This window comes from Sphingomonas abietis, from assembly GCF_027625475.1.
GTDB lineage: Bacteria > Pseudomonadota > Alphaproteobacteria > Sphingomonadales > Sphingomonadaceae > Solisphingomonas > Solisphingomonas abietis.
In genome coordinates this window covers 883471-900153 of the sequence record NZ_CP115174.1, presented here as the reverse complement: position 1 = coordinate 900153, position 16683 = coordinate 883471, and the positions used below count along the sequence as shown (strand labels likewise).

General features: G+C 65.1%; 24 protein-coding genes. 2 read left to right on the top strand and 22 right to left on the bottom strand.

Translation table 11 applies throughout. The annotated features are described in order from the left end of the window. Window positions 1-34: 34 nt before the first annotated feature. On the top strand, window positions 35-1099 hold the full coding sequence (locus PBT88_RS04290; RefSeq protein ID WP_270077994.1) for a methyl-accepting chemotaxis protein: 1065 nt from the start codon (window positions 35-37) through the stop codon (window positions 1097-1099). Here the strand turns inward: PBT88_RS04290 and PBT88_RS04285 are convergent. The 5 genes from PBT88_RS04285 to rpsM all read right to left on the bottom strand — a co-directional run bounded on the left by PBT88_RS04285 (window position 1096) and on the right by rpsM (window position 5812). Then, window positions 1096-3153 carry a prolyl oligopeptidase family serine peptidase gene (locus PBT88_RS04285; RefSeq protein WP_270077993.1) on the bottom strand — a complete coding sequence of 686 codons (2058 nt, stop codon included), beginning with the start codon at window positions 3151-3153 and terminating at the stop codon, window positions 1096-1098. The two genes, PBT88_RS04290 and PBT88_RS04285, sit on opposite strands and share 4 nt — an antisense overlap. A gap of 136 nt (window positions 3154-3289) precedes the next feature. Then, on the bottom strand, window positions 3290-3712 hold the full coding sequence (gene rplQ / locus PBT88_RS04280) for a 50S ribosomal protein L17 (protein ID WP_270077992.1): 423 nt from the start codon (window positions 3710-3712) through the stop codon (window positions 3290-3292). A gap of 117 nt (window positions 3713-3829) precedes the next feature. Further along, a complete protein-coding gene (locus tag PBT88_RS04275; protein ID WP_270077991.1) occupies window positions 3830-4897 on the bottom strand; it encodes a DNA-directed RNA polymerase subunit alpha in 1068 nt (355 codons plus the stop codon). Between the two features lie 92 nt (window positions 4898-4989). Then, entirely contained in the window at window positions 4990-5379 is a 390-nt protein-coding gene (rpsK, locus tag PBT88_RS04270; protein ID WP_270077990.1) for a 30S ribosomal protein S11, read from the bottom strand. A 64-nt stretch (window positions 5380-5443) separates the two neighbouring features. Beyond that, window positions 5444-5812, bottom strand: a complete 369-nt coding sequence (rpsM, locus tag PBT88_RS04265) for a 30S ribosomal protein S13 (protein WP_270079171.1) — start codon at window positions 5810-5812, stop codon at window positions 5444-5446. Window positions 5813-6081: 269 nt separating this feature from the next. Between rpsM and PBT88_RS04260 the strand changes: the two genes are divergently transcribed. Next, complete coding sequence (locus PBT88_RS04260; RefSeq protein WP_270077989.1) at window positions 6082-7137, top strand: NAD(P)-dependent alcohol dehydrogenase; 1056 nt, start codon at window positions 6082-6084, stop codon at window positions 7135-7137. 34 nt (window positions 7138-7171) lie between these two features. Here the strand turns inward: PBT88_RS04260 and PBT88_RS04255 are convergent, their stop codons facing one another. From PBT88_RS04255 to rpmC, 17 genes are all read right to left on the bottom strand, one after another. Further along, the gene (locus tag PBT88_RS04255) at window positions 7172-7951 is read right to left on the bottom strand and encodes an SURF1 family protein (RefSeq protein WP_407696512.1); all 780 of its coding nucleotides are present in this window, start codon (window positions 7949-7951) and stop codon (window positions 7172-7174) included. A 4-nt stretch (window positions 7952-7955) separates the two neighbouring features. Then, on the bottom strand, window positions 7956-8219 hold the full coding sequence (locus tag PBT88_RS04250; protein WP_270077988.1) for a hypothetical protein: 264 nt from the start codon (window positions 8217-8219) through the stop codon (window positions 7956-7958). 130 nt (window positions 8220-8349) lie between these two features. Beyond that, window positions 8350-9003, bottom strand: coding sequence for an adenylate kinase (locus PBT88_RS04245; RefSeq protein WP_270077987.1), 654 nt, complete (start codon window positions 9001-9003; stop codon window positions 8350-8352). A gap of 33 nt (window positions 9004-9036) precedes the next feature. Next, window positions 9037-10395, bottom strand: coding sequence for a preprotein translocase subunit SecY (gene secY, locus PBT88_RS04240; protein ID WP_270077986.1), 1359 nt, complete (start codon window positions 10393-10395; stop codon window positions 9037-9039). A 115-nt stretch (window positions 10396-10510) separates the two neighbouring features. Then, window positions 10511-11065 carry a 50S ribosomal protein L15 gene (gene rplO, locus PBT88_RS04235; protein ID WP_270077985.1) on the bottom strand — a complete coding sequence of 185 codons (555 nt, stop codon included), beginning with the start codon at window positions 11063-11065 and terminating at the stop codon, window positions 10511-10513. A gap of 81 nt (window positions 11066-11146) precedes the next feature. After that, window positions 11147-12229, bottom strand: coding sequence for an acyltransferase family protein (locus PBT88_RS04230; RefSeq protein WP_270077984.1), 1083 nt, complete (start codon window positions 12227-12229; stop codon window positions 11147-11149). A 165-nt stretch (window positions 12230-12394) separates the two neighbouring features. After that, window positions 12395-12571 carry a 50S ribosomal protein L30 gene (rpmD, locus tag PBT88_RS04225; RefSeq protein ID WP_270077983.1) on the bottom strand — a complete coding sequence of 59 codons (177 nt, stop codon included), beginning with the start codon at window positions 12569-12571 and terminating at the stop codon, window positions 12395-12397. A gap of 5 nt (window positions 12572-12576) precedes the next feature. After that, window positions 12577-13299, bottom strand: coding sequence for a 30S ribosomal protein S5 (gene rpsE, locus PBT88_RS04220; protein ID WP_270077982.1), 723 nt, complete (start codon window positions 13297-13299; stop codon window positions 12577-12579). Between the two features lie 2 nt (window positions 13300-13301). Beyond that, window positions 13302-13646 carry a 50S ribosomal protein L18 gene (rplR, locus tag PBT88_RS04215; RefSeq protein ID WP_270077981.1) on the bottom strand — a complete coding sequence of 115 codons (345 nt, stop codon included), beginning with the start codon at window positions 13644-13646 and terminating at the stop codon, window positions 13302-13304. 1 nt (window position 13647) lies between these two features. Next, window positions 13648-14181, bottom strand: a complete 534-nt coding sequence (rplF, locus tag PBT88_RS04210; RefSeq protein ID WP_270077980.1) for a 50S ribosomal protein L6 — start codon at window positions 14179-14181, stop codon at window positions 13648-13650. Further along, window positions 14181-14576, bottom strand: coding sequence for a 30S ribosomal protein S8 (gene rpsH / locus PBT88_RS04205; RefSeq protein ID WP_270077979.1), 396 nt, complete (start codon window positions 14574-14576; stop codon window positions 14181-14183). Before rpsH ends, rplF begins: the two co-directional genes overlap by 1 nt. 10 nt (window positions 14577-14586) lie before the next feature. Further along, a complete protein-coding gene (rpsN, locus tag PBT88_RS04200) occupies window positions 14587-14892 on the bottom strand; it encodes a 30S ribosomal protein S14 (protein WP_270077978.1) in 306 nt (101 codons plus the stop codon). Window positions 14893-14913: 21 nt separating this feature from the next. Then, entirely contained in the window at window positions 14914-15498 is a 585-nt protein-coding gene (gene rplE, locus PBT88_RS04195) for a 50S ribosomal protein L5 (protein WP_270077977.1), read from the bottom strand. Next, window positions 15491-15808: a 50S ribosomal protein L24 gene (gene rplX / locus PBT88_RS04190; RefSeq protein WP_270077976.1), complete on the bottom strand. Its 318-nt coding sequence runs from the start codon at window positions 15806-15808 to the stop codon at window positions 15491-15493. Before rplX ends, rplE begins: the two co-directional genes overlap by 8 nt. A gap of 1 nt (window position 15809) precedes the next feature. Continuing rightward, entirely contained in the window at window positions 15810-16178 is a 369-nt protein-coding gene (rplN, locus tag PBT88_RS04185) for a 50S ribosomal protein L14 (RefSeq protein WP_270077975.1), read from the bottom strand. 15 nt (window positions 16179-16193) lie between these two features. Continuing rightward, window positions 16194-16466, bottom strand: coding sequence for a 30S ribosomal protein S17 (gene rpsQ / locus PBT88_RS04180; RefSeq protein WP_270077974.1), 273 nt, complete (start codon window positions 16464-16466; stop codon window positions 16194-16196). Window positions 16467-16479: 13 nt separating this feature from the next. Further along, window positions 16480-16683, bottom strand: coding sequence for a 50S ribosomal protein L29 (rpmC, locus tag PBT88_RS04175; RefSeq protein ID WP_270077973.1), 204 nt, complete (start codon window positions 16681-16683; stop codon window positions 16480-16482).

The following is a 16683-nucleotide window of genomic DNA, read 5'->3' as shown; positions in this document are numbered from 1 at the left end:
GAATCCAAGACTGATTTTCTTGGGGGAATTTTGCATGCCTCGCCGCATTCGATCGCTGCTGTCCACCTTACGGGAAGAAGTTCAGCATTATGCCGGCGAGACGGAGGCGATCGCCGGCCGCACCAACCTGCTGGCCCTCAACGCCACGATCGAGGCCGCCCGCTCGGGCGAGGCCGGGCGCGGCTTCTCGGTGGTGGCGCAGGAGGTGAAGGCGCTGGCCGGGCAGGCGCGCACCTCCGCCGCCACCTTCCGCGCCGAAGTGCTCGATCGCCTCGCCCAGGGCGCCGGCATCGCCGACGAACTGGTCGCCGAGGTCGAGGGCGCGCGGCTCGCCGAACTGGCCCAGTCGATCATCCAGACGGTCTCCCGCGCGCTGTACGATCGCTCGATCGACGTCCGCGTGCTGGCCAGCGATCCCTACATCATCGCCGGTGCCGCCCAGGCCCGCACCGATCCCGCGATCGAGGCTCTCGCGCTCGAGCGGCTGCGCGCCATGCTCCATTATTCGCCCTATTTCCTCAATGCCTTCGTCGCGGACAATGAGGGCAATGTCGTGGTCAGCGCCCACGCCAACGCCGAGGTTCGCAACGTCAACCTCCGCAACGAGCCGCAATATAATGCCGCGCTCCACGCCACGGCAGGGCAGGACTGGTTCACCGACGAGGTGTGGGAAAACCCCTATTCCAACAACCGCAAGGTACTGATCTACGTCGCCCCGATCCGCCGGGATGGCCGGGTGATCGGTGTCTTCTATCTGGAATATGATTGGGAAGCGCAGGGCGCCGCCATGATCCATTCCGGGGAGCAAGCGAGTTCCGATGCGATCATCACCATCGTCGACGACCAGAATCGGATGATCGCGTCGACCGGGCGCTACGCGTTCAACGACATACTCCACATCGCCAGCGTGACCACCGCCGCCGGCCGCCATGTCGAGACCCGCGACGAATCGATCATCGCGCAGGCGATGGCGCTGCCCGTCCACGGCTTCGACGGCCTCAAGCTGCGCTGCGTGATCGAGCAGCGCGTGCCCGGCGAACGCGAGATCGCCGCGGCGCTGGCGGCCCCCCGGCGCCCCGGCAAGGTGCGGGCCGCCTAAACCGCCAGCCCGCTCCAATAGGCTGCGAATGCCCACAGATCGGCGACCTCCTCGATCTGCTTGGCGGTGGGCTTGCCCGATCCGTGGCCGGCGCGGGTCTCGATGCGGATCAGATGCGGCTTCAGCCCGATCTGCGCTGTCTGCAGGGCCGCGGCATATTTGAAGCTGTGCGCGGGCACGACACGATCGTCGGTATCGGCGGTGGCGATCAGGATCGGCGGATAGTCCACGCCGTCGCGGATATTGTGGATCGGCGAATAGCCGAGCAACACCGCGAGATCCTCCTCGCGGCCGGGATCGCCATAATCGTCGATCCAGTAGCGCCCCGCGGTGAAGCGGTGGAAGCGCAGCATGTCGTGGACGCCGACCGCCGGCAGCGCGGCGGCGAACAGGTCCGGCCGCTGGTTGGTGACGGCGGCCACCAACAGCCCGCCATTGCTGTGGCCGTGGATCACGATCCGCGAGGCGGTGCCGTCCACCTGCAACTGCTCCGCCGCCGCGATGAAATCGTCGAAGACGTTCTGCTTGTTGGCCCGGCGCCCGCCATCATGCCACGCCTTGCCATATTCGCCCCCGCCCCGGATGTTGGCAACGGCATAGACGCCGCCCATCGCCACCCAGCCGAGCGCCGCCGGCGAGAAGCCGGGGGTCAGCGAAATCTCGAATCCGCCATAGCCATAGAGCATCGTCGGCGCCGGGCCGGTGACATCGCGCCGGCGCAACAGGAAGAGCGGGATGACGGTGCCGTCGCGCGACGTCGCGGCCGACTGCTCGACCACGAAGCTGTCCCGATCGAAGGAGAGCGACGGCTGTGCATAGGGAAGCACCGCCGCACTGGCGACATCGAGGCGATGGATCTCGGTCGGCCTGTCATAGCTGGTGAAGGCGAAGAAGGCCTCGGCGCTACTGCCATCCCCCTCCATCGCCGCCACCGCGCCGACTCCCGGCAGCGCGACCGTGTCCATCAGCCGGCCGTCGAGATCGTAAAGCCGCAATTCGCTGGCGACATTGCGGAGCACCGACACCAGCAGCCGATCGCCCACGACCAGCGCATCGGCGACCAGATCCTCGCCATGCGCCACGATCTCGCGACGGCGGCGCATCTCGGAGCCGACGTCGATCGAGACGATGCGACGGCGCGGCGCCTCCAGATCGGTGACGAAATAGAAGACGTCGCCCTTGGAGCCGGCCAGCCGCCAGTCATTCTCCAGCCCGCGCACCAGGATTTTCGGTGCGAGCTTCGGTGCGGTGAGGTCGATCACGATCAGTTCGGTTCGTGCCTCCGTCCCTTCCGCCGACGAGATCAGCAGCCAGCGGCCATCCTCGCTCACCTCGCCGGCGTGGATCAGGCGCGGGCGATCGGAGGTCGCGTAGACCAGGAAGTCGGCCGATTGGTCCGTGCCGAGCCGATGGAAATAGATGCCGTGATCGAGATTCTGGGCCTGATGCTCCAGCCCGGCGCGGGGCTCGGGAAAGCGAGAATAGAAGAAGCCCGATCCGTTGCCGGCCCAGGCGAGGCCCGAAAACTTCACCCAGCGAACTTCGTCGGCCAGCGTCTCTCCGCTGGTCACGTCCAGCACGCGCAGCGTCCGCCAGTCACTGCCGCCATCCTGCACCGCATAGACGACGCGCTTGCCGTCCTTCGATGGCTCCCACTCGCCCAGTGCGGTGGCACCGTCGCCGGACCAGCCGGCCGGATCGAGCAGCACGCGCGGTGCGGCGTCCAGCATATCCCGCACGCACAGCACCGGCTGCGCCTCCAGCCCGCTGTTGCGGCGGAAGAAATAGCGGCCGCCGCGCCGGCGCGGCACCGAAACTCGCTCGTAATTCCACAAGCCCGTCAGCCGTTCACGAATCGCGCCGCGGCCCGGCAGCGTATCCAGATAGGCGGCAGTCAGGTCTGCTTGTACCTTGACCCAGGCCGCCACCCGCTCGTCATGACGGACATCGCCTTCCAGCCAGCGCCACGGGTCCGCGATCCGGCGCCCCGCCAATTCCTCGACGATATCGTCTCGCGCCGTTTCGGGATAGGCGATCGGGCCATCGGGGGTCATCGGCTTCGTCTCCTGTCACGCCAAGCCATCCGCTCTAGCGCGCGGCGGCGGCCATGCAACCATGCCGACCCCATAGCAAAAGGGCCGCCCCGATCCGGGACGGCCCTTCCGTTGGTCTGGTACGACGGAGCGAAGCTCAGGCGGCTTCGTCCAGATCGTCGTCCGAATAGACCGGGCCCGAATCCTGGCCCTTGGCCGAGACGTCCCGATCGACGAACTCGATGATCGCCATCGGCGCCGCATCCGAAGCGCGGATGCCGGCCTTGATGATGCGGGTATAGCCGCCGTTGCGATCGGCGTAGCGGGTCGCGATCACGTCGAACAGCTTCACCAGCTGGGTATCGTCGAGCATACGGGCATGGGCGAGACGACGGTTGGACAGGCCACCCTTCTTCGCCAGCGTCACCAGCTTCTCGACATAGGGGCGAAGCTCCTTCGCCTTGGCGAGGGTGGTGGTGATCTGCTCGTGCTTGATCAGCGCGGCCGACTGGTTGCGGAACAGCGCGGTACGGTGCGAACCGGTGCGCTGGAGCTTACGACCGCCTACACGATGGCGCATGTTAGTCTTCCTTCATTGTTCGTCCCGCAGCCGTTCAAGGTACTGCGGGCCGGGCGGTGAAACAGGGCACCGCCCACACCCTTTAACGTCAGAGCCGGCTTCAAAGTCCGAGCAGGATTAATATTCCTGTTCGAGCTTCTTGGCCATTTCCTCGATATTCTCGGGCGGCCAGCCCGGGATGTCCATGCCGAGGCGCAGACCCATCGAGGAGAGCACTTCCTTGATCTCGTTGAGCGACTTGCGGCCGAAGTTCGGCGTGCGCAGCATCTCGGCCTCGGTCTTCTGGACCAGATCGCCGATGTAGATGATGTTGTCGTTCTTGAGGCAGTTCGCGGAGCGCACCGACAGCTCGAGCTCGTCCACCTTCTTGAGAAGGTAGCGGTTGAGCTGGTTGGCATCCTGCTCCGGCTCGGCGCCACCGGCCGACGGAACGGCGACGCCCGCCATCGTCGGAACCGACGTGGTGAGGGTCAGGCCGTCGTCGAAGTGGACGAACAGCTGGAGCTGATCCTGAAGGATGCGCGCGGCATAGGCCAGGCCGTCTTCCGGGATCACGGTGCCGTCGGTCTCGATCGTCAGCGTGAGCTTGTCGTAATCGAGCTCCTGGCCGACGCGGGTGTTCTCCACCTTGTACGCGACCTGGCGAACCGGCGAGTAGAGCGCATCGACGGGGATGAGGCCGATCGGCGCATCGAGCGGACGGTTCATCGCGGCGGTGACATAGCCCTTACCCGAAGCGGCGGTCAGCTCCATGTTGAGCGTCGCACCCTCGTCGAGATGGCAGATCACGAGATCGGGGTTCATCACCTCGATGTCGCCGCTGGTGGCGATCATGCCGGCGGTGACTTCCGCAGGTCCGGTCGCCGACAGCTGGAGACGCTTCGTCCCCTCGCCCTGCATCCGCAGCGCGATCTGCTTGACGTTCAGAACGATGTCGGTCACGTCCTCGCGCACGCCGGCCAGCGACGAGAATTCGTGCAGGACGTTCTCGATCTTGATCGAGGTGACGGCGGCGCCCTGGAGCGACGAGAGCAGCACGCGGCGCAGCGCGTTGCCGAGCGTCAGGCCGAAGCCACGCTCGAGCGGCTCGGCGACGAAGGTGGCACGGCGCTTGCCGTCCCCGCTCTTCTTCTCGAGACCGTTGGGCTTCTTGAGTTCCTGCCAGTTCTTGGCGTTGACGGCCATGTGTGTTCCCTCAAGGGTTGGGCCAAAGCGGATGCGTCCACCCGCGGCCGGGAAACGGGAGCGTGGGTGACGGCCCCACGCTCCGGAAAAGATCAGACGCGACGGCGCTTGGAAGGGCGAACGCCGTTGTGCGGGATCGAGGTCACGTCGCGGATCGACGTGATCTGGAAACCGACAGCCTGGAGGGCGCGAAGCGCGCTCTCACGGCCCGAACCGGGGCCCTTCACCTCGACTTCGAGCGTGCGGACGCCATGCTCGGCGGCCTTCTTGCCCGCGTCTTCGGCGGCAACCTGTGCGGCATAAGGGGTCGACTTGCGCGAACCCTTGAAGCCCATCATGCCCGCCGACGACCACGCGATGGCATTGCCCTGCGCGTCCGTGATGGTGATCATGGTGTTGTTGAAGCTGGCGTTCACATGGGCGACGCCGGCGGTGATGTTCTTGCGCTCGCGCCGCTTGATGCGCTGAGGTTCACGTGCCATTTTTCTGCTGTCCTACTGAAAGAGGACCGGGAGCGACCGCGAGGCCGCTCTTACCGGCGCCTGCTTACTTCTTCTTGCCGGCGATCGGCTTGGCCTTGCCCTTGCGGGTGCGCGCATTGGTGTGCGTGCGCTGGCCGCGAACCGGGAGGCCCTTGCGATGGCGGAGGCCACGGTAGCAGGCGAGATCCATCAGGCGCTTGATGTTCATCGCCACCTGGCGGCGAAGATCGCCTTCCACGGTGTAGCCCGCGTCGATCGCTTCGCGGATCTGGAGCACTTCCTGATCCGACAGATCCTGCACGCGACGCTGAGGCTCGATGCCGAGCTGCGCGGTGATTTCCTTGGCCTTGGTGGAACCGATGCCGTGAATGTAGGTCAACGCGATTTCAACGCGCTTGTTGGTCGGGATGTTGACACCCGCAATACGAGCCATGGTAAAACTTTCTCCTGCTCCACGGGGCGCCCGGCTGAGGTGCCCCATCTCGTCGCTTCGCCCAAAACGCAGGATAGCCGACGGGCACAGCAACGGTGCCGCCGGATAGCCGGTTTGGGATCGGGGTGCCCTAAAGACCGAGTCGCATGATGTCAAGATTGGCCGAGCAACACCGGCGACGCGCAAAAGATATATGTACCGCCCGGTTGAATATCTATCCCGCCGGACCCTATCATGGGCCTCCCCCCATTTTCCAGAGGTTCAGCAACATGGCCACCAAAGCCTATGCGGCACAAACCGCAGACTCTCCCCTTGCGCCCTTCGAGATTGAACGCCGCGCGCCGGGGCCGAAGGATGTGAAGATCGACATCCTCTATTGCGGCGTCTGCCATTCGGATCTCCACCAGGCGCGTGGCGAATGGACCAACACGATCTGGCCGTGCGTGCCGGGTCACGAGATCGTCGGCCGCGTCAGCGCCGTCGGCGGCGACGTCACCAAGTTCAAGGTCGGCGATATCGCCGGCGTCGGCTGCATGGTCGACAGCTGCGATCATTGCGCGTCGTGCGACGAGGGCCTCGAGCAATATTGCGAGAACGGCTTCACCGGCACCTATAATGGCGACAATAGCGGCTCCGGCGAGAACACCTATGGCGGCTATTCGGATGCCATCGTGGTCAAGGAGCATTTCGCCCTCAAGGTGACGCACAGCGAGGAGCAACTCGCCGCCGTCGCACCGTTGCTCTGCGCCGGGATCACCACCTGGTCGCCGCTGCGCCACTGGAATGTCGGGCCGGGCATGAAGGTGGGCATCGTCGGGATCGGCGGCCTCGGCCATATGGGCATCAAGCTCGCCCATGCGCTGGGCGCCCATGTCGTCGCCTTCACCACGTCGGACAACAAGCGCGAAGCGGCGAAGCAGCTCGGTGCCGACGAGGTGGTGGTGTCGAAGAATGACGAAGAGATGCAGGCCCATGTCGGCAGCTTCGACTTCATCCTCAACACCGTGGCAGCGAGCCACAATCTGGATGCGTTCCTCAACCTGCTCAAGCGCGACGGCACGATGACGCTGGTCGGCGTGCCCGAGCATCCGCATCCCTCGCCGAGCGTGATGAGCATGATCTTCAAGCGCCGCTCGCTCGCCGGCTCGCTGATCGGCGGCATCGCCGAGACGCAGGAGATGCTCGACTTCTGCGCCGAGAAGGGGATTGTCTCCGATATCGAGATGATCGCCATCCAGGATATCGAAGCCGCCTATGAGCGCATGCTCAAGGGCGACGTGAAGTATCGCTTCGTGATCGACAGCAAGACGCTTCAGGACGCCTGAGGCCGGATCGCTCCCCCTGCCTCGGCGGGGGGAGCTATTCCCCGCTCGCCCCGCTCCGCCGGGCGGCACGCTCGCCGCGGACGAGCAACACCCCACCGACCAGCATCAGCACGGCGAGGCCATACCAGGTGATGGCATATTGCAGATGATTGTTGGGGAAACTCACGACCGTCTGCCCCCCCAAGGGCCATCCCCCCGGATTGGGCGCGGCATCCGCATCGACGAAATAGGGCGCGACGTCGCCCAGTCCGCGCTTCGCTGCGATCGCCGCGACGTCGCGCGAATGCCATTCGTCCGATGCAGGCTTGTTGCTTTGCAGGAAGCCACCCTTCGGCTCGCTGAGGCGGACCAGCCCGATCACCGTCACCTCGCCCTGCGGCAACCCCGCGCGGCGCGTCGCGGCCTGACGATGATCGTCCGGCACGAAGCCGCGATTGACCAGCAGGTTGAAGCCCTGATCGGTACGCAGCGGCGTCATCACCCAGAATCCCGGTCCCTGCTCGCTCACCGCCTGGGTCAGCGTCTCGCGATCGTTGAGGAAGGTGCCGCGCACCCGGACGTGCAGATAATTATAGTCCGCGACATCCTGCGGACTCCAGTCGGCCGGCCCCGGCGGTGCCACCGGCGGCGCATGGACGCGCCGATCGACCGTCGCGATCAGGTTCAGCTTCCAGGAAAGGCGGTGGACCTGCCAGGTGCCCAGCACGCAGAAGGCGACGAACCAAAAGAGCAGCAGCGCGCCGAAGCCGATCAGTTTCCCGTTCGACCGCCGTGCGGCGGGGCGATCGTCATCCTGGGCATCGCTGTGGGTCACGCGGCTATTCCTGTTCCATCTTCCAGGCGGCCGAGAGATAATCCTCGGCGGCCCGCTTCAGTTCGGGATGTTTGGGGAAGGCGTCAGCCGGGGTCGGCGCGATGCCAAACACCTCCATCAGCGTCCACAGGGCGAAGCGACGGCCGGGCTCCTGCTCGGTGCCGAAATCGACCCGCAACCGCTCCGATCCGATCGTGAAGCCGAGATCGGTGATCGTATCGGGATCGTCGGTGCCGAAATAATGCTGGAGGAGCGCGTCGATATCCATGCGCCGCCCATCGGAGGATCGCGCCGATTATGCAAGCGCCTCGCTCATGCCGTTCGGCGGAGCGAAACGGCAGCTCGCTTCCCGATTGCGCCGACAGTCGTCACCGGCGCGATCGGGAAGCCGCGGGCGTTCAGCCCTTCGCGTCGAGGATCGCGTCGATCGCGGCGCCGACATGGTCGATGTCGGCCATGCCGTCGACGCGGCTGACCAGCCCCTTGGCCTCGTAATAAGGCAGGATCGGCTGGGTCTTGGCGCGATACTCCGCCATGCGGGTCCGCACCGTCTCCTCATTGTCATCGGGACGGCGCTTGAACTCGTGACTGCCGCAGACGTCGCAGGTGCCTGACACCTTCGGCAGCTTGAAGCTGTCGTGATAGCCGGCGCCGCACTGGGCGCAGGTGAAGCGGCCAACGATCCGCTCGACCAGCTTGTCCTCATCGACCGACAGTTCGATCACATGGTCGAGCGTCCGGCCACGGGCATCGAGGATCTCGTCGAGCGAGACCGCCTGGGCCTGGGTGCGCGGATAGCCATCGAAGATCCCGCCGTGACCGGGCTCGATCCCGTCCAGCGCATCGCCGATGATGCCCGACACGATGTCGTCCGATACGAGCTGGCCTGCATCCATCACCGCCTTGGCCTTGAGCCCGGTCGGCGTCCCGGCCTTCACCGCGGCGCGCAGCATGTCGCCGGTCGACAGCTGGACCATGCCGCGCGCCTTGACCAGCCGATCGGCCTGCGTGCCCTTCCCGGCGCCCGGCGGCCCCAGCAGGATGATATTCATGCGTTCCCTTCCACTTCTAGACGCTGCCGCCGATCAGCGACGCAGCGCGCCGCCTTTCAGCTTCGCCTTCTTGATCAGGTCACCATATTGATGCGCGAGAAGATGGCTCTGAATCTGGGTCACCGTATCCATCGTGACATTGACGACGATCAACAGGCTGGTGCCGGTGATCTGCATCTGCGGCAGGCCGAACGCCTTGATCAGCGCTTCCGGCACCAGGCAGATCACGGTCAGATAGGCAGCACCGATCACGGTGATGCGGGTCAGCACATAATCCAGATAATCGGCCGTCGACTTGCCCGGACGGATACCGGGGATGAAGCCGCCATAGCGCTTGAGATTGTCCGCCGTCTCTTCCGGGTTGAACACGACCGCCGTGTAGAAGAAGCAGAAGAAGATGATGCCGGCGGCATAGAGCGTCAGGTACAGCGGAGACCCGTGCTGGAGCGCGCCCGAAACCGTAAGCAGGATATCATTCCAGCGGCCGGTGCCCTGCACGCGGTTGCCGGCGAACTGCGCGATCGTCAGCGGCATCAGCAGCAGCGACGAGGCGAAGATCGGCGGGATCACGCCGGACGTGTTGATCTTGAGCGGCAGATAGCTCTTGTCGCCCTGCATCATGCCGCGCGCGGTCTGGCGCTTGGGATACTGGATCAGCACCTTGCGCTGTGCCCGTTCCATGAAGCAGATGAAGTAGATCAGCGCGAAGGCGATCGCCATGGCGATGATGATCACCAACGGCGAGATCGCGCCAGTCCGCCCGCTCTCGAACAGGTTCGAGAGGATGGTCGGCAGCTGGCTGACGATACCGGCCATGATGATCAGCGAGACGCCGTTGCCGATGCCGCGCGAGGTGATCTGCTCGCCCAGCCACATCAGGAACATCGTGCCGCCGATCAGCGAGATCACCGCGGAAATACGAAAGATCATCCCCGGCTCGATCACGACGCCGGCCGCATGCTCAAGGCTCGCGGCGATGAAATAGCCCTGCACCGCGGTCAGGAAGACCGTCAGGTAGCGGGTATATTGGTTGAGCTTCTTGCGTCCGCTCTCGCCTTCCTTCTTGATCGCTTCCAGCTGAGGGCTGAGCGAGGTGGCGAGCTGCACGACGATCGAGGCGGTGATGTAGGGCATCACGCCCAGCGCCACGATCGACATGCGATGCAGCGCGCCGCCCGAGAAATTGTTGAAGAAATCGAGCACGCCGCCGTTGGTCTTCTCGAACAGCTGCGAGAGGGCGTGCGGATCGATGCCCGGCAGGGGCACGAAGCTCAGCAGGCGGAACACGATCAGCGCGACGATCGTGAACCACAGCCGCTTCTTGAGATCGGTGGCCTGGGCGAACTTGGACAGGCTGAGGCCTGCGGCCGTCTGGTTGGCGGCGGATGCCATGAATTCAACGTCCCCGAAAAACAAAGGCGGCGGAACGCATCGTCGCGCCCGCCGCCTTCATATAAGCAACCGATCGGACTTGTCTAAGCCCCATGCGGCCGATTGACCGAAAGGCTCAGGCCGCGTTGATCGGCGGAAGGCCACGGGCCTTGCGATCCGCGTCGCGCGCCTTGTTCTTCTTGGCGGCGGCCTTCTCGGCCGCGGTCACGATCTCGAAGATCTCGATGCTGCCACCGGCGGCCTCGATCGCCGCCTTGGCGGCGGCGCTGGCACCGGCAACCTTGAACGACAGCTTGGCCGAGAACTCGCCCTTGGCGAGAACGCGGACGCCGTTCTTGCCGCCACGGGCCACGCCGACCGCCTTGAGCGCGTCGTGATCGATCGCCGCGCCGGCATCGAGCGTGCCGGCATCGATCAGCTTCTGGATCATGCCCAGGTTGATCTCGGCGAAATCCTTGGCGAACGGGTTGTTGAAGCCACGCTTCGGGATGCGCATGTGGAGCGGCATCTGGCCGCCTTCGAAGCCCTTGATCGAGACGCCTTCGCGGCTCTTCTGGCCCTTCTGGCCGCGACCGGCGGTCTTGCCCTTGCCGGAGCCGATGCCACGGCCGACCCGCATACGGGACTTGCGGGCGCCTTCGTTGTCGCGGATGTCGTTCAGTTTGGTCATGGATGCACTCGCTTTCGCTTTTGTCGCGCGTGAAGGGAAGCGGCGGCCCTTAGAGCGATTCGGCCGCTTTGCCAACCCACATCAGGGCGCCGTCATCGCGGATTCGCGAATCCGGCGATCGCGGCGGTAGAGCAGCCATTGGCTCAACCGACGGCGCAGCGGCGCGTCATACCAGCGATCGAGCGCGGCGCTGAGCAGGATCAGCGCCGCGATCGCGGCCAGCCCGCCGATCCAGAACAGATCGTGCCGACCGCGCAGATGGCGGAGCAGTTCGAGGTGGACGAAGCGGATCACCGGCCCGTGCATCGCGTAGAGCGCATAGGAGATCAGCCCGCCCCAGCGGAACAGCCGGCCGAGCGCCCTGCCCGGCTCCAGCCTGAGCCCGGCCCAGACCAGCAGCGGCAGAAGCGCCAGCGAGGAGAGGAGATCGAACCACAGCCCGCCCCGCCACGTCGCCAGGATCGGGATCAGCGCCAGCGGCGGCAACAGCCCTGCCCAGCCGCGCCACACCCACCCGTCATAGGTGCGGAAGATCAGCACGCCGAGCGTGAAGGAATAGGTCACGCGGACCAGCCCGCCGGCGACGGTGCCCCACATAGATCCCATGTCGACGCCGCCATGGTAGATGCTCATCGCCGCCAGCACGATGCCGGCCACGGCGACCACGCCCCACAGCAGCCGGTTCGACAGCCAGCGCCAGCAGCGCGCGTAGAGGGCATTGATCGCCAGTTCGAGCACCAGCGACCAGCCGGCGGCGTTGAGCGGCATCACGAAGGTCTTGGCGGTGATCAGCGGGGTCGGCAGCAGCAGCAGGCCGCTGACCATCGCCATGGTCAACGCGAAGCCGCTGTCATGGCCGAAGCCGGCATTCATCCGCATCACCGCGAAGGCCAGCCCGATCGGCAGGCTGAGCGCGAACATCGGCCACAGCCGGATGAAGCGGATGGTCATGAACTCGCGGGTCGACAGCCCCGCCGCCAGCCGCTCGCGATAGGAGGCCTCCAGCACGCAGCCGCTCAGCGCGAAGAACAGATCGACCGAGAGATAGGCCGAAGCCGGGTAGAAATGGCCGACGATCGCGCGCGAGTGGAACAGCACGATCATGATCGCGGCGACACCGCGCAATCCATCGAGCGTCAGGAAGACGCGCTTCTCCGCTCGCATGATCCGCCTCTCCCTCGAACGCGTGCCGTGCGCCGCATCCTGCTCTCCATTCCGCCGGAGCCGATGCCCACAAGACAGCCGATCGCCCAAAAGACAAGGGCCCCGCCACCTCACCGGCAGCGGAGCCCTCGCTTGTTCAAGACACCCGGTATCCGGGCGGAGGGCTCAGCCCTCCACCTTCACCATGTGCTGCACCTTGCGGATCATGCCGCGGACCTCGGGGCTGTCTTCCAGCTCCCGGGTCTTGTGCATCTTGTTGAGGCCGAGGCCAACCAGCGTGGCGCGCTGGTCCTGCGTGCGGCGGATCGGCGAGCCGGTCTGCGTGATCTTGATGGTCGCCATCTCGATTACTCCACGATCGCCGCGGCGTCAGCCTCGGCAGCCTGCGAGCCACCGCGACCGAGCAGGTCCGCGATCTTCTTGCCGCGGCGTGCCGCGACCGATTTCGGGCTCGTCTGTTCCTTGAGCGCCTCGAAGGTCGCCCGGATCATGTTGTAGGGGTTCGACGTCCCGACCGACTTGGTCACCACGTCATGAACGCCCAGGCTCTCGAAGATGGCGCGCATCGGGCCACCCGCGATGATGCCGGTGCCCTGCGGCGCCGAACGGACGGTCACGCGGCCGGCACCGAAGTGGCCATTGCCGTCGTGATGGAGGGTACGGCCCTCCTTCAGCGGAACGCGGACCATTGCCTTCTTGGCAGCGGCGGTCGCCTTCGAAATCGCCTCGGGAACTTCGCGGGCCTTGCCGTGGCCGAAGCCCGAGCGACCCTTGCCGTCACCGACCACGACCAGCGCTGCGAAGCCGAAGCGCTTGCCGCCCTTCACCGTCTTCGAGACGCGGTTGATGTGAACCAGCTTCTCGATCAGTTCTTCGCCGCCGTCTTCGGCGTTGCGGTTGTTGTCGCGACGACCACGGTTGCCGTCACGGCCGCCACGGCCGCGATTGTCGCCACCGGGGCCGCTACGGCCACGGCCGCCACGCGGGCCACGACCGCCGGGGGCCTGACCTTCGCGAGGAGCCTCGGCGGGGGCGCCTTCCGGCGCCGCGTTCTGGATCTCGTCAGCCATCGTCAGAACTCCAGACCACCCTCACGGGCGGCGTCTGCGAGCGCCTTGACGCGCCCATGGAAAAGGAAACCACCGCGATCGAACACGACCGTGGTGACGCCGGCGGCCTTCGCACGCTCGGCGACGAGCTTGCCGACTTCGACCGCAGCGGCGATGCCGGCGCCCGAATTGTCGCTGCCCAGCGTCGAGGCGGCAGCGACCGTGTGGCCCGCCGCATCGTCGATGATCTGGGCGTAGATGTGCCGGCCCGAACGGTGGATCGACAGGCGCGGACGCCCACCGGCCCGCGCGCGGAGCTGGGTGCGGACGCGCTGACGGCGCCGAGCGAAGAGAGAGAGCTTGGCCATCTTACTTCTTCTTCCCTTCCTTGCGGAAGATATACTCGCCCGCGTACTTGATGCCCTTGCCCTTATACGGCTCGGGCTTACGCCAGCGACGGATCTCGGCGGCAACCTGGCCGACCTTCTGCTTGTCGATGCCGCTGATGTTCACGGTCGTCGGATCGGGCGTCACTATGGTGATGCCTTCCGGGATCGTGAAATCCACGTCGTGGCTGTAGCCGAGCTGCAGCTTCAGGTTCTTGCCCTGAACCGCCGCGCGGTAGCCGACGCCGGTGATGTTCAGCGTCTTGGTGAAACCGTCGGTCACACCGGTGACGAGGTTCTGCACCATCGTCCGCTGCATGCCCCAGAAGGAGCGCGCACGCTTGGTGTCGTTGGCGGGCGTGATCGCGACGTTGCCGTCCTCGATCGCGTACTTTACCTCGGAAACCAGATCGATCGCGAGGGTGCCCTTGGGGCCCTTCATCGAAAGCTGGCCGTCAGCGATGCTGGCGGTGACGCCGGCCGGTACAGGAACCGGCTTCTTGCCGATGCGGCTCATCAGAAGACCTCCGCGAGAACCTCGCCGCCGACATTCTGCTCGCGCGCTTCCGCGTCGGACAGAACACCCTTGGGCGTGGATACGATGGTGATGCCGAGGCCGTTGCGGACCACGGGGAGTTCCTTGGAGCCGCTATAAACGCGACGCCCAGGCTTGGAGACACGCGCAACATGCTGAATCGCGGGCTGGCCCTCGAAATATTTCAGCTCGATGCGGATGCCGGGATGCTCGTTGAGCACCTCGTCCGAATAGCCACGGATATAGCCCTCGCGCTGAAGCACGTCGAGAACGCGGGTCCGCAGCTTCGACGCCGGCGAAAGGACGGAGTCCTTGCGCGCGCGCTGACCGTTGCGGATGCGGGTGAGCAGATCGCCCACGGGATCGTTGATCGCCATCTTTCTGCCCTTACCAGCTCGACTTCGTCACGCCGGGGATCATCCCCTTATTGGCGAGATCGCGCAGAATGACGCGCGCCAGACGGAACTTGCGGTAGTAACCGCGCGGACGACCAGTCATCTCGCAACGGTTGCGGATGCGGGTCGGGTTGCCGTTGCGCGGCAGCTCGGCCATGCGAAGGCGCGCGATCAGACGCTCGCCCTCATCCAGGCTCTCATCGTTCGCGATAGCCTTCAGCTTCGCATATTTCGGTGCGGTCTTCTTGACGAGCGCGCGACGGCGCTCATTCTTGAGGACGGAACTCAGTTTCGCCATGACTTAAGTTCTCTCTCTAGCTTACGCGGCCTGCTTCTCTTCGGTCTTCTCTTCCTGCGGGAAGGGGAAGCCGAAGAGACGCAGAAGCTCGCGAGCCTCGTCATCGGTTTTGGCGCTGGTCGTGACGATCACGTCCATGCCACGGATGCGGTCGACCTTGTCGTAGCTGATTTCCGGGAAAATCAGCTGCTCCTTGAGGCCGGTCGCGTAGTTGCCGTTGCCGTCGAACGACTTCGGGTTCAGGCCCCGGAAATCGCGGACGCGCGGCAGCGCGATGGTCACGAAGCGATCAAGAAACTCGTACATGCGCTCGCGGCGAAGGGTGACCTTGCAACCGATCGGCATGCCCTCACGCAGCTTGAACTGCGCGATCGACTTCTTCGCCTTCGTGATGACCGGCTTCTGGCCCGCGATGAGTTCCATCTCGGCAGCGGCCTGGTCGACACGCTTCTTGTCCTGGGTGGCGTCGCCGACACCCATGTTGATCACGATCTTCTCGATCTTCGGGACCATCATTGCGTTGGCGTAACCGAACTTCTCGGTCATCGCCGCCACGATCTTGTCCTCGTAGAGCGACTGCAGGCGAGCCTTGTAAGCATCAGCCATCGATCTTCTCCCCGGTCTTCACGGCCACGCGGACCTTCTTCCCGTCCTGCGTCTCGAAACGCACGCGGGTCGGCTTGCCGTCAGCGGTCGCGATCGCGACGTTGCTGACGTGCAGCGGCGCCTCGAAGCGATCCAGGCCACCCTGCGGGTTGGCCTGCGTCGCCTTGCGATGGCGGGTCGCCACGTTGACGCCCGACACGATCACCTTGCTATCCTTGGGGAAAGCCTTGGTGACCTCGCCGGTCTTGCCCTTGTCCTTGCCGGACAGGATGACGACCTTGTCGCCCTTCTTGATCTTCAATGCAGACATCTCACAGCACCTCTGGCGCGAGCGAGATGATCTTCATGTGATTCTTGGCACGGAGCTCGCGCACCACCGGGCCGAAGATACGGGTGCCGATCGGCTCCTCGTTCTTGTTGACGAGGACGGCGGCATTGCCGTCGAAGCGGATGGTCGAGCCGTCCGCGCGATGGATATCCTTCGCGGTGCGGACGATGACGGCGCGATGGACGTCGCCCTTCTTCACCTTGCCGCGCGGCGCCGCTTCCTTGATCGAGACGACGATGATGTCGCCCACGGTCGCGAAACGACGCTTGGAGCCGCCGAGCACCTTGATGCACTGGACGCGCTTGGCGCCAGAGTTGTCGGCGACATCCAGGTTGGACTGCATCTGAATCATGGTGTCAGTCCTTCCTTATGCGTTGTCGGTGGGAACCGGGATCGCGATTTCGGCGCCGATGCGGCCGATCGTGGTCCAGGTCTTGAGCTTCGAGATCGGTGCGCACTCCTCGATACGAACGGTCTCACCGGTGTGATACTCGTTGTTCTCGTCGTGAGCGTGATACTTCTTCGACCGCTTGATGATCTTGCCGTAGAGGGCGTGCTGCACACGACGCTCCACGGACACCACCACGGTCTTGTCGGTCTTGTCGGAGACCACCGTTCCGGTCAGCACGCGCTTCGGCATGGCTGGTTGCTCCTTACTTAGCCGACGAGGCGGAACGGGCCGCCTGTGCAGTCTTGATGCGGGCGATCGTGCGGCGAACCTCACGAACGCGGCTCGGCTTCTCGAGCTGGCCGGTCGCGGCCTGGAAGCGCAGGTTGAACTGCTCGCGCTTCAGCTCGGAAAGCTGGGTGGACAGCTGATCGTCAGTCGCCACCTTGATGTCGTCATTCTTGGCCAT

Bases quoted from the DNA above. Each gene is read 5' to 3' on its own strand.
- PBT88_RS04290 (WP_270077994.1), top strand. From the start codon at position 35: ATGCCTCGCCGCATTCGATCGCTGCTGTCCACCTTACGGGAAGAAGTT.
- PBT88_RS04285 (WP_270077993.1), bottom strand. From the start codon at position 3,153: ATGACCCCCGATGGCCCGATCGCCTATCCCGAAACGGCGCGAGACGAT.
- rplQ (WP_270077992.1), bottom strand. From the start codon at position 3,712: ATGCGCCATCGTGTAGGCGGTCGTAAGCTCCAGCGCACCGGTTCGCAC.
- PBT88_RS04275 (WP_270077991.1), bottom strand. From the start codon at position 4,897: ATGGCCGTCAACGCCAAGAACTGGCAGGAACTCAAGAAGCCCAACGGT.
- rpsK (WP_270077990.1), bottom strand. From the start codon at position 5,379: ATGGCACGTGAACCTCAGCGCATCAAGCGGCGCGAGCGCAAGAACATC.
- rpsM (WP_270079171.1), bottom strand. From the start codon at position 5,812: ATGGCTCGTATTGCGGGTGTCAACATCCCGACCAACAAGCGCGTTGAA.
- PBT88_RS04260 (WP_270077989.1), top strand. From the start codon at position 6,082: ATGGCCACCAAAGCCTATGCGGCACAAACCGCAGACTCTCCCCTTGCG.
- PBT88_RS04250 (WP_270077988.1), bottom strand. From the start codon at position 8,219: ATGGATATCGACGCGCTCCTCCAGCATTATTTCGGCACCGACGATCCC.
- PBT88_RS04245 (WP_270077987.1), bottom strand. From the start codon at position 9,003: ATGAATATCATCCTGCTGGGGCCGCCGGGCGCCGGGAAGGGCACGCAG.
- secY (WP_270077986.1), bottom strand. From the start codon at position 10,395: ATGGCATCCGCCGCCAACCAGACGGCCGCAGGCCTCAGCCTGTCCAAG.
- rplO (WP_270077985.1), bottom strand. From the start codon at position 11,065: ATGACCAAACTGAACGACATCCGCGACAACGAAGGCGCCCGCAAGTCC.
- PBT88_RS04230 (WP_270077984.1), bottom strand. From the start codon at position 12,229: ATGCGAGCGGAGAAGCGCGTCTTCCTGACGCTCGATGGATTGCGCGGT.
- rpmD (WP_270077983.1), bottom strand. From the start codon at position 12,571: ATGGCGACCATCAAGATCACGCAGACCGGCTCGCCGATCCGCCGCACG.
- rpsE (WP_270077982.1), bottom strand. From the start codon at position 13,299: ATGGCTGACGAGATCCAGAACGCGGCGCCGGAAGGCGCCCCCGCCGAG.
- rplR (WP_270077981.1), bottom strand. From the start codon at position 13,646: ATGGCCAAGCTCTCTCTCTTCGCTCGGCGCCGTCAGCGCGTCCGCACC.
- rplF (WP_270077980.1), bottom strand. From the start codon at position 14,181: ATGAGCCGCATCGGCAAGAAGCCGGTTCCTGTACCGGCCGGCGTCACC.
- rpsH (WP_270077979.1), bottom strand. From the start codon at position 14,576: ATGGCGATCAACGATCCCGTGGGCGATCTGCTCACCCGCATCCGCAAC.
- rpsN (WP_270077978.1), bottom strand. From the start codon at position 14,892: ATGGCGAAACTGAGTTCCGTCCTCAAGAATGAGCGCCGTCGCGCGCTC.
- rplE (WP_270077977.1), bottom strand. From the start codon at position 15,498: ATGGCTGATGCTTACAAGGCTCGCCTGCAGTCGCTCTACGAGGACAAG.
- rplX (WP_270077976.1), bottom strand. From the start codon at position 15,808: ATGTCTGCATTGAAGATCAAGAAGGGCGACAAGGTCGTCATCCTGTCC.
- rplN (WP_270077975.1), bottom strand. From the start codon at position 16,178: ATGATTCAGATGCAGTCCAACCTGGATGTCGCCGACAACTCTGGCGCC.
- rpsQ (WP_270077974.1), bottom strand. From the start codon at position 16,466: ATGCCGAAGCGCGTGCTGACCGGAACGGTGGTCTCCGACAAGACCGAC.
- rpmC (WP_270077973.1), bottom strand. From the start codon at position 16,683: ATGGCCAAGAATGACGACATCAAGGTGGCGACTGACGATCAGCTGTCC.